This window comes from Ramlibacter sp. WS9, from assembly GCF_003797765.1.
In the GTDB taxonomy this organism is placed as follows: Bacteria; Pseudomonadota; Gammaproteobacteria; order Burkholderiales; family Burkholderiaceae_C; genus Ramlibacter.
Genome location: NZ_RKMB01000029.1, coordinates 56,740 through 65,744, shown reverse-complemented (window position 1 = coordinate 65,744; position 9,005 = coordinate 56,740). Strand labels below are relative to the sequence as shown.

Here is a 9,005-nt window from a genome sequence, read left to right as displayed (position 1 = left end):
GGGTGGGCCGGGTCAATCCGGCGTGGATGATCGTCCCGAGGCTCATGAGCCACCTCTTTGCCCCATGGTAGGTCAAGAATGCGGCGCCGTCAGCGTCGGATAGCTCATGCAGGACGCGTCCTACAAACGCCCGCCGGAATGTCTGACACAGCAATAACGGCCACCCCCCTAAATTGCAATGGTCTTTCCTGGCCGCTGTCGGCCGGGGGCCCAAGGAGTGACGAATGATCCAGCTCGCGACCGAACCGACCGCCGGCAAGATGAGTTACCGGCCTTCGCAGGAAGAAGGCAAGCCGCACGCCTTTGCCGCGCAGCGCGCCCGCAGCGGCCACGCGTGGCCCTTCCTCGCCCGCCAGGCCGACCGTCCCGCCCGCCAGGACAGCCAGAAGCCCACGTCCAGCGACTACGGCAGCTGAAACCGGCAGTCCAAACCAATACCTACGGATACCACGGAGATCCGACCATGTCCCTCGAGCCGAAGTCCCCGAACCGTGTGAGCGAAACCCCCCGCGACAAGCCGGTGAGCGAGCGCACGGAGCATGCGAATCTCGAGCGTCCCGGCGCGCAGGCGCATCCGCGCGCCCGCGGCTGGAGCCATCACACCGACCCGGTCATGGCCTGGCGCATGCGCTAAGCCCTGAGGCCACCGAAGGTGGCTGAAAGCGGCCCCCGAAGGGGCCGCTTTTTTTTGCCCGACAAAGGGTTTCACTTTGCGATTTTCCTTTGACCGAAATCAATTGCCTTTTGCAGGTATCGGGGGCAAACTGATTTGACCTTCAAGTAAACAAGTTCCCAGCCGCCCGCCTTTTGGGGGCGGCCCTTTCAACCCCGAGTGCATTAGGAGGCTACTCATGAACTTGACGATCAGCGGTCACCATCTCGAAGTTACCCCGGCTCTGCGCAATTACGTGACCACCAAGCTTGATCGAATCACCCGCCACTTTGACCAGGTCGTCGACATCAAGGTGCTGCTGACGGTTGAAAAACAGAAGGAACCTGAACGACGACAGCGCGCCGAGTGCCGCATCCATGTGAAGGGCGGCGACATGTTTGCCGAGAGCTCCCACGCGGACCTGTACGCCGCGCTGGACGAACTGGTCGACAAGATGGACCGTCAGGTCGGCCGCCACAAGACCCGGCTGCAAGACCATCACCACGAAGCTCCCAAGCGCGTGATGTAACTCCAGGTCAACGGAACGTAAAGGGCGCCCTGCGGGGCGCCTTTTTGCTATGTGGCTGTACGCCAACAAGCCCATCCGGACGTTTTGGTGCGGTGCACCCCGACCGGTGCATAATCGTAAACCCGTATGAACCGCCTCGCGTCCATCCTGCCTGCCGCTCAAGTGCTCGTGAGCGTCGATGCCACCAGCAAAAAGCGCGCTTTCGAAGAGGCGGGGCTGCTGTTCGAGAACCTGCACGGCCTGTCGCGGGCGCTCATCACCGACAGCCTGTTCGCCCGCGAGCGGCTGGGCTCCACCGGCCTGGGCCACGGCGTGGCCATCCCCCACGGGCGGATCAAGGGCCTGAAGGCGCCGATGGCCGCGCTGTTCCAGCTGGCCAACCCGATCGGCTTCGATGCCCCCGATGAGCAGCCGGTCAACCTGCTGATCTTCCTGCTGGTGCCCGAGGCGGCGACGCAAAAGCACCTGGAAATCCTGTCCGAGATCGCCGAGCTGCTCTCCGACGCGCCCTTGCGCGAGAAGATCAAGGGCACCACGGACGCCACGGCGTTGCACCAGCTCATCGCCACCTGGCAGTCGGCCCAGCCCGCCTGAACACGCTGAAGCGAGCGCTTTGAAGCCCACCGTCGTCAGCGCCGACGTCCTCTTCGAAGACCACCGGGCCCAGCTCAAGTGGGAATGGGTCGCCGGCCTCGGTGCCTCCGAGCGGCGCTTCGACGAGATCGCGGTGCGCGCGGCCCGGTCGGGCGCGGACCTGGTCGGCTACCTCAACTACATCCATCCGTATCGCGTCCAGATCCTGGGCGAGCGCGAGATCGCCTACCTCACCAACGCCACCGCGGAGGACTGCGCCCGCCGCATCTCCCGCATCGTGACGCTGGAGCCGCCGGTGCTGGTGCTCACTGACAACCAGGTCGCTCCGGACGCGCTGCTCTCGATGTGCGAACGCGCGCAGATCCCGATGTTCGCGACCCACGAGCCATCGGCCTTCGTCATTGACGTGCTGCGCGCCTACCTGTCCAAGCACTTCGCCGAGCGCACCTCGATGCACGGCGTGTTCATGGACATCCTGGGCCTGGGCGTGATGATCACCGGCGAATCCGGCTTGGGCAAAAGCGAGCTGGGCCTGGAGCTCATCTCGCGCGGCAATGGCCTGGTGGCCGACGACGCGGTCGACCTCTTTCGCATCAACCAGACCACCATCGAAGGGCGCTGCCCCGAGCTGCTGCAGAACCTGCTGGAAGTGCGCGGCATCGGCCTGCTCGACATCCGCGCGATCTTCGGCGAGACGGCGGTGAGGCGGAAGATGCGCCTCAAGCTCATCGTTCACCTGGTGCGCCGCGAGACGCTGGAGCGCGAGTACGAGCGCCTGCCCTACGAGCCGCTCACACAGGACGTGCTGGGCGTGCCGGTTCGCAAGGCGGTGATCCAGGTGGTGGCCGGCCGAAACATCGCCGTGCTGGTGGAAGCCGCGGTGCGCAACACCATCCTGCAGCTGCGCGGCGTGGACACGTATCAGGAGTTCGTCGAGCGCCACCGGCGCGCGATGGAGCAGGACAAGTGACACCTGCGAAGCGGGTGTCATCCCGGGCTTGACCCGGGATCCAGCCCTTATCCCTGCCGATGCCCATTCGGGTGCGGCGGCGGACGGTTCGGACAGGGGTCCTTGCTGCAGTGCGCGTACAGGCTCAGCGCATGTTCGGCGATGACGAAGCCCTTGGTCTTGGCGACCGCGTGCTGGCGTTCCTCGATCTGCGCGTCGTAGAACTCTTCCACCCGGCCGCAATCCAGGCACACCAGGTGGTCGTGGTGCGTGCCCTCGTTGAGTTCGTAGACGGACTTGCCGCTTTCGAAGTGGCTGCGCGTGAGGATGCCCGCCTGCTCGAATTGCGTGAGCACGCGGTACACCGTAGCCAGGCCGATGTCGGAACGCTCTTCGAGCAGGACGCGGAAAACGTCCTCGGCGGTCATGTGGCGCTGCTGGCCCTTCTGGAACACGTCCAGGATCTTCAGCCGCGGCAGGGTGGCTTTCAGGCCGGTGCTCTTGAGTTCGTCGATGTTGGCCATGTGTGTCCCCAGGCTGGCCGGCACGGGGCAGCCGCTACAATCGTTCGATCATATCGCTTGCGGTTTACCCATGCCTGCATTTCCCCCTCGCGCAACACGCCTCGCACTGGCCCTCTCGGCGGGCGCATTCGCGGCCGGCTGCGGCAGTTTCGACAACGCCAGCCAACGCCTCGCCGGCATCGTCACGCCGTACAAGGTCGAGGTGGTTCAGGGCAATTTCGTCTCCAAGGAACAAGCTGAGGCCGTCAAGCCCGGCATGACGCGCCAGCAGGTGCGCGACATCCTGGGCACGCCGCTGGTCACCAGCATCTTCCACAACGAGCGCTGGGACTACGTCTTCACGCTCAAGCGCCAGGGCGTGCCCGCGCAGGAGCGCAAGCTGGCCGTGCACTTCAAGGGCGGGGTGATGGAGCGCGCCGAGGGCGACGAGATGCCGTCCGAAGCCGAGTTCGTCGCCACCCTGGGCAGCAAGCACAAGAACGCCAAGGTGCCGCCGCTGGAAGCCAGCGAAGACAAGCTGCAGCAGTTCAACGCCGGCCGACCGGCCGCGGCACCGGCGCCCGCGCCGGCACCCGCCGAGCCGCCGCCCGCGACGAGCTACCCGCCGCTCGAAGCGCCCACCCGCTGATCGGGGGTTCCTTCATGGCCGAGAAAGCGCAACCCCAGGGGCAAGCCATGCACAAGGTCGCCGTCGCCGGCGCCAGCGGGCGTATGGGCCACATGCTCATCGAGGCCATCCGCGCGTCGGGGGATTGCCAACTCGCCGGCGCGCTGGACATCGCTTCCAGCCCCGCCATCGGCAACGATGCCGCCGCGTTCCTCGGCCTCGCGAGCGGTGTGCCGGTTTCCGCCGACATGCGGGCTGCGCTGGCCAACGCGCAGGTGCTGATCGACTTCACCCGTCCCGAAGGCACGCTCGCCCACCTGAAGGTCTGCCGCGAGCTGGGCGTCAACGCCGTGATCGGCACCACGGGCTTCACCGAAGACCACAAGGCGCAGATCGCCGACGCCGCGCGCGACATCGCCATCATGCTGGCACCCAACATGAGCGTGGGTGTCAACGTCACCATGAAGCTGATCGAGATGGCGGCCAAGGCCCTGTCCACCGGCTACGACATCGAAATCATCGAAGCGCACCATCGCCACAAGGTGGATGCACCTTCGGGCACCGCGCTCAAGATGGGCGAAGTGATTGCGCAGGCGATCGGCCGCGACCTGAAGGAATGCGCGGTCTACGCACGCGAGGGTGTGACCGGTGAGCGCGATCCGTCCACCATCGGCTTCACCGCGATCCGCGGCGGCGACATCGTCGGCGACCACACGGTGCTGTTTGCCGGAACGGGCGAGCGCATCGAGATCACGCACAAGTCCGCCAGCCGCTCCACCTACGCCGAAGGCAGCTTGCGCGCCGTGCGTTTCCTGGCCGGCAAGAAGAGCGGCCTCTTCGACATGTTCGACGTCCTGAATCTCCGATGAGCCCCGGATGAGCCTGCTGGAGCTCTTCAACCAGGGGGACGCGGTCATCAAGCTGGTGACCGCTTTGCTTTTGGCGATGTCGGTGGCCAGCTGGGTCGTGATTCTCTGGAAAGCCTGGCTGTTGCGCCGGGCCAGCCGCGATGTCGGACGCAGCACGGCAGCCTTCTGGCAATCGCCCAATGTCGAGGAAGCGCGGCAAAAGGTCTCGGGCTTCGACCGCGAAGCTCTGGTGCTGCCGCTCATCGCCGCCACGCAGGTCAGCGCTGCCGGTTCCCTGGCTGCGGCGGGAGACCGCTCGCAGCAGCTCACGCGGGTACTGCGGGACGCATTGCACCTGGTTATCGACAAGCTGCAATTTGGGCAGGTCCTGCTGGCAACGGTGGGTTCCACTGCCCCGTTCGTGGGCCTGCTGGGCACGGTCTGGGGCATCTACCACGCACTCACGGGCATCGCGACAGCAGGCCAGATCACCATCGACAAGGTGGCCGGGCCGGTGGGCGAGGCGCTGATCATGACGGCCGCAGGTTTGGCGGTCGCCATCCCCGCCGTGCTGGGGTACAACATTTTCGGACGCCTGATCGGCCGCGTCGAAGCCGACCTGGAAGGCTTCGCGCGCGACCTGCGCGAACTGCTGACCCATAACAGTCAGGGGTGAACGGATGGCCTTTGGACGCCTCGAACGCACCCCCGGCCCCCAGCCCATGAGCGACATCAACATGACGCCGCTGGTCGACGTCATGCTGGTGCTGGTGGTGATCTTCATCATCACGGCGCCGCTGCTGGCCAGCTCGATCCGGCTCGACCTGCCCCGCACCGATGCCGCCAAGCCCAACGACGCGCCGAAGTTCATCACCGTCGCCCTGGACAAGGCGGGGCTGACCTTCGTCGACGACAGGCCGACAGCCCCCGAGCGGCTGGCCGAACGCCTGGCCGAGGCGGCTCGCCAGAACCCGGACATGGAAGTGCAGCTGCGCGCGGACCAGTCTGTTCCGTACGGGCGGGTGGTCGAAGTAATGGGCGCAGCCCAGAAGGCGGGGCTGAACCGGATCGGTTTCGTCGCCGAACCGCCGGCACCCGCGCGTTAAGCGGGCGCTCGCCCCTAAAATCGCCTGTTGCGGGGCTTTTTCGTCCCGCCATCCCTTTATGCAAGAAAAATACAACCCATCCGAGGTAGAACGCGCCGCGCAGGCCCACTGGACCGCGCGCGACGCCTACCGCGTGACCGAAGACCCGAGCAAGAAGAAGTTCTACGCCTGCTCGATGCTGCCTTACCCCAGCGGCAAGCTGCACATGGGCCATGTGCGCAACTACACGATCAACGACATGCTCACGCGCTACCTGCGCATGAACGGCTACAACGTGCTGATGCCGATGGGATGGGACGCCTTCGGCCTGCCGGCCGAGAACGCGGCGATGAAGAACAAGGTGCCGCCCGCGAAGTGGACCTACGACAACATCGCCTACATGAAGAAGCAGATGCAGGCGATGGGCTTGGCCATCGACTGGTCGCGCGAGGTGGCCACCTGCGATCCGGAATACTACAAGTGGAACCAGTGGCTGTTCCTCAAGATGCTGGACAAGGGCATTGCTTACCGCAAGACCCAGGTCGTCAACTGGGACCCGGTCGACCAGACCGTGCTGGCCAACGAGCAGGTGATCGACGGCAAGGGCTGGCGCACCGGCGCCCCGGTCGAAAAGCGCGAGATTCCCGGCTACTACCTGAAGATCACGGAGTACGCCGAGGAGTTGCTGGACCACGTGCAGAACAAGCTGCCGGGCTGGCCCGAACGCGTGAAGCTGATGCAGGAAAACTGGATCGGCAAGAGCGAGGGCGTGCGCTTCGCCTTCACCCACGCCATCCGCGACTGGCACGGCGAGCTGATCGGCGACGGCCGCATGTACGTCTTCACCACGCGGGCCGACACCATCATGGGCGTGACGTTCTGCGCCGTGGCACCGGAGCATCCGCTGGCGGCCCATGCCGCGCGGACCAACCAGCGCCTGGCCGCCTTCATCGAGGAGTGCAAGAAGGGCGGCACGACCGAAGCCGAACTCGCGCTGCGCGAGAAGGAAGGCATGCCCACGGGCCTCGTGGTGTTCCACCCCATCACCGGCGAGCCGATCGACGTGTGGGTCGGCAACTACGTGCTCATGAGCTACGGCGACGGCGCCGTGATGGGCGTGCCCGGCCACGACGAGCGCGACTTCGCGTTCGCGCTGAAGTACAACCTGCCGATCATGCAGGTGGTGCACGTGGACGGCGAGCACTACGACTACAAGCAGTGGCACGACTGGTACGGCGACAAGGAGCGCGGCGTCACCATCAACTCCGACATCTTCAGCGGCTTCTCGTACAAGGACGCCGTCAATGCAGTGGCTCACGCCGTCGAGCAAAAGGGCCTGGGCGAGAAGAAGACGACCTGGCGCTTGCGCGACTGGGGCATCAGCCGCCAGCGCTACTGGGGCACGCCCATCCCCATCATCCATTGCGAAGAGCACGGTGCGGTGCCGGTGCCCGAGAAGGATCTGCCGGTTGTACTGCCGCAGGATTGCGTGCCGGACGGTTCGGGCAATCCGCTGAACAAGCGCGAGGATTTCCTGGCCTGCGAGTGCCCGATCTGCGGCAAGCCGGCGCGCCGCGAGACCGACACCATGGACACGTTCGTGGATTCGTCCTGGTACTACATGCGCTACTGCGACCCGAAGAACGATTTGGCGATGGTCGCCTCGGGCACCGCGTACTGGATGCCGATGGACCAGTACATCGGCGGCATCGAGCACGCCATCCTGCACCTGCTGTATGCGCGCTTCTGGACCAAGGTGATGCGCGACATGGGCCTCGTGAAGGCCGACGAGCCGTTCATGAAGCTGCTGACGCAGGGCATGGTGCTGAACGAAGCCTTCGTGCGCACCGGCGAAAAGGCAGGCAAGCACTACTTCTGGGCTCACGAACTGGATATCGTGCGCGACGAGCACGCCAAGGTGATTTCCGCCACGGCCAAGGCCGACGGCCTGCCGGTGACGTACGAGGGTTGGACCACGATGTCCAAGTCCAAGAACAACGGTGTCGATCCGCAGGACATCATCGAGAAATTCGGCGCCGACACGGCCCGCATCTACACCATGTTCACGGCGCCGCCCGAGGCCACGCTGGAGTGGAACGACGCCGCGCTGGAAGGCTCGTTCCGCTTCCTGCGGCGCGTCTGGAACTTCGGCTACAAGCTCGGTGCCATGCAGCCGGCCGCCGCGGACGGCACCATGGGCAAGGAAGCGAAGGCCCTGCGCTTCGAAGTCCACTCGGTGCTGAAGCAGGTCGACTACGACTATCAGCGCATGCAGTACAACACGGTGGTGTCGGGCGCCATGAAGCTGCTCAATGCGCTGGAAGATTTCAAGCGCCCGCTCGAAGGCGGCGACCGAGCGGCGGTGGAAGAGGGCTTCGGCATCCTGCTGCGCACGCTGCATCCGGCAACGCCCCACATCGCCCAGGAGCTCTGGCATTCGCTTGGCTATGCGAAGCTGTTCGGCCAGGAGCTGCTGGACGCGCCGTGGCCCAAGGTCGACGAGCAAGCGCTCCAGCAGGACGAGATCGAGCTTGTGCTGCAGATCAACGGCAAGCACCGCGGCTCGGTGCGGGTGCCGGCCACGGCCAGCAAGCAGGAGATCGAGAAGCTGGCCGTCGCCAGCGAAGCCTTCGCCGCGCATGCGGCGGGCGCATCGCCCAAGAAGGTGATCGTGGTTCCCGGCCGCCTCGTGAACGTGGTGATCTGATGAACCGGCGCAATCTCGTTGCCGTCGTCGGTTCCGCACTGGTGCTTTCCGCGTGCGGCTTCCAGCTGCGCCAGGCACCCAACTTCGTCTTCAGCAGCATCTACGTTGCGGCCCCGGGCAACTCGTCGCTGGGCGCCGAGCTGCGCCGCACCATCGCGCACAGCAGCGGTCTTGCAGTGCTCGATGCCACAGGCCCACGCGACACGGCCCAGGTGGTGCTGGACGTGCTGTCCGAGCAACGCGAGAAAGTCGTGGTCGGCCTGACGGCGTCGGGCCAGGTGCGCGAATTCCAGCTGCGCACGCGCATGAAGTTTCGGCTGCGAACGCCGCAGGGCAAGGACCTCATCCCCGAAACCGAGCTGCTGCAACAGCGCGACATCAGCTTCAGCGAATCGGCGGTTCTGGCCAAGGAAGCGGAAGAGAACCTGCTGTACCGCGACATGCAGACCGACATCGTGCAGCAGCTGATGCGGCGGCTGGCCGCGGTCAAGACCCTGTAGCTCCCGGCAC

General features: G+C 65.5%; 12 protein-coding genes. 11 read left to right on the top strand and 1 reads right to left on the bottom strand.

Going from position 1 to position 9,005, the window contains the following annotated elements; genetic code table 11:
* The first annotated feature begins 224 nt into the window (after positions 1-224).
* From EEB15_RS28085 to hprK, 5 genes are all read left to right on the top strand, one after another.
* On the top strand, positions 225-416 hold the full coding sequence (locus tag EEB15_RS28085) for a hypothetical protein (protein ID WP_141513277.1): 192 nt from the start codon (positions 225-227) through the stop codon (positions 414-416).
* 47 nt (positions 417-463) lie between these two features.
* Positions 464-634 (top strand): hypothetical protein, encoded by a 171-nt coding sequence (locus EEB15_RS33845; protein ID WP_158290260.1) that lies wholly within the window; start codon positions 464-466, stop codon positions 632-634.
* A 217-nt stretch (positions 635-851) separates the two neighbouring features.
* A complete protein-coding gene (hpf, locus tag EEB15_RS28080) occupies positions 852-1,181 on the top strand; it encodes a ribosome hibernation-promoting factor, HPF/YfiA family (protein ID WP_141513276.1) in 330 nt (109 codons plus the stop codon).
* Between the two features lie 126 nt (positions 1,182-1,307).
* Positions 1,308-1,775, top strand: coding sequence for a PTS sugar transporter subunit IIA (locus EEB15_RS28075; protein ID WP_141513275.1), 468 nt, complete (start codon positions 1,308-1,310; stop codon positions 1,773-1,775).
* A gap of 19 nt (positions 1,776-1,794) precedes the next feature.
* The gene (gene hprK / locus EEB15_RS28070) at positions 1,795-2,745 is read left to right on the top strand and encodes an HPr(Ser) kinase/phosphatase (protein WP_141513274.1); all 951 of its coding nucleotides are present in this window, start codon (positions 1,795-1,797) and stop codon (positions 2,743-2,745) included.
* Between the two features lie 47 nt (positions 2,746-2,792).
* Here the strand turns inward: hprK and fur are convergent, their stop codons facing one another.
* Positions 2,793-3,248 (bottom strand): ferric iron uptake transcriptional regulator, encoded by a 456-nt coding sequence (fur, locus tag EEB15_RS28065; RefSeq protein WP_141513273.1) that lies wholly within the window; start codon positions 3,246-3,248, stop codon positions 2,793-2,795.
* Positions 3,249-3,318: 70 nt separating this feature from the next.
* On the opposite strand from fur, the gene EEB15_RS28060 reads away from it, so the two are divergent.
* The 6 genes from EEB15_RS28060 to lptE are packed head-to-tail and all read left to right on the top strand — an operon-like array spanning position 3,319 to position 8,995.
* Positions 3,319-3,876 carry an outer membrane protein assembly factor BamE gene (locus tag EEB15_RS28060; protein WP_141513272.1) on the top strand — a complete coding sequence of 186 codons (558 nt, stop codon included), beginning with the start codon at positions 3,319-3,321 and terminating at the stop codon, positions 3,874-3,876.
* Positions 3,877-3,923: 47 nt separating this feature from the next.
* A complete protein-coding gene (gene dapB / locus EEB15_RS28055; protein ID WP_141513271.1) occupies positions 3,924-4,724 on the top strand; it encodes a 4-hydroxy-tetrahydrodipicolinate reductase in 801 nt (266 codons plus the stop codon).
* A 7-nt stretch (positions 4,725-4,731) separates the two neighbouring features.
* Positions 4,732-5,379, top strand: coding sequence for a MotA/TolQ/ExbB proton channel family protein (locus EEB15_RS28050; RefSeq protein WP_141513270.1), 648 nt, complete (start codon positions 4,732-4,734; stop codon positions 5,377-5,379).
* 4 nt (positions 5,380-5,383) lie between these two features.
* Complete coding sequence (locus EEB15_RS28045; RefSeq protein ID WP_141513269.1) at positions 5,384-5,809, top strand: biopolymer transporter ExbD; 426 nt, start codon at positions 5,384-5,386, stop codon at positions 5,807-5,809.
* A gap of 58 nt (positions 5,810-5,867) precedes the next feature.
* Positions 5,868-8,495: a leucine--tRNA ligase gene (gene leuS, locus EEB15_RS28040; RefSeq protein WP_141513268.1), complete on the top strand. Its 2,628-nt coding sequence runs from the start codon at positions 5,868-5,870 to the stop codon at positions 8,493-8,495.
* Complete coding sequence (gene lptE / locus EEB15_RS28035) at positions 8,495-8,995, top strand: LPS assembly lipoprotein LptE (RefSeq protein WP_141513267.1); 501 nt, start codon at positions 8,495-8,497, stop codon at positions 8,993-8,995. The genes leuS and lptE overlap by 1 nt, the downstream gene beginning before the upstream one ends.
* Positions 8,996-9,005 lie beyond the last annotated feature (10 nt).

Bases quoted from the DNA above. Each gene is read 5' to 3' on its own strand.
- hpf (WP_141513276.1), top strand. From the start codon at position 852: ATGAACTTGACGATCAGCGGTCACCATCTCGAAGTTACCCCGGCTCTG.
- EEB15_RS28085 (WP_141513277.1), top strand. From the start codon at position 225: ATGATCCAGCTCGCGACCGAACCGACCGCCGGCAAGATGAGTTACCGG.
- dapB (WP_141513271.1), top strand. From the start codon at position 3,924: ATGCACAAGGTCGCCGTCGCCGGCGCCAGCGGGCGTATGGGCCACATG.
- EEB15_RS28060 (WP_141513272.1), top strand. From the start codon at position 3,319: ATGCCTGCATTTCCCCCTCGCGCAACACGCCTCGCACTGGCCCTCTCG.
- EEB15_RS33845 (WP_158290260.1), top strand. From the start codon at position 464: ATGTCCCTCGAGCCGAAGTCCCCGAACCGTGTGAGCGAAACCCCCCGC.
- EEB15_RS28050 (WP_141513270.1), top strand. From the start codon at position 4,732: ATGAGCCTGCTGGAGCTCTTCAACCAGGGGGACGCGGTCATCAAGCTG.
- EEB15_RS28075 (WP_141513275.1), top strand. From the start codon at position 1,308: ATGAACCGCCTCGCGTCCATCCTGCCTGCCGCTCAAGTGCTCGTGAGC.
- leuS (WP_141513268.1), top strand. From the start codon at position 5,868: ATGCAAGAAAAATACAACCCATCCGAGGTAGAACGCGCCGCGCAGGCC.
- EEB15_RS28045 (WP_141513269.1), top strand. From the start codon at position 5,384: ATGGCCTTTGGACGCCTCGAACGCACCCCCGGCCCCCAGCCCATGAGC.
- fur (WP_141513273.1), bottom strand. From the start codon at position 3,248: ATGGCCAACATCGACGAACTCAAGAGCACCGGCCTGAAAGCCACCCTG.
- lptE (WP_141513267.1), top strand. From the start codon at position 8,495: ATGAACCGGCGCAATCTCGTTGCCGTCGTCGGTTCCGCACTGGTGCTT.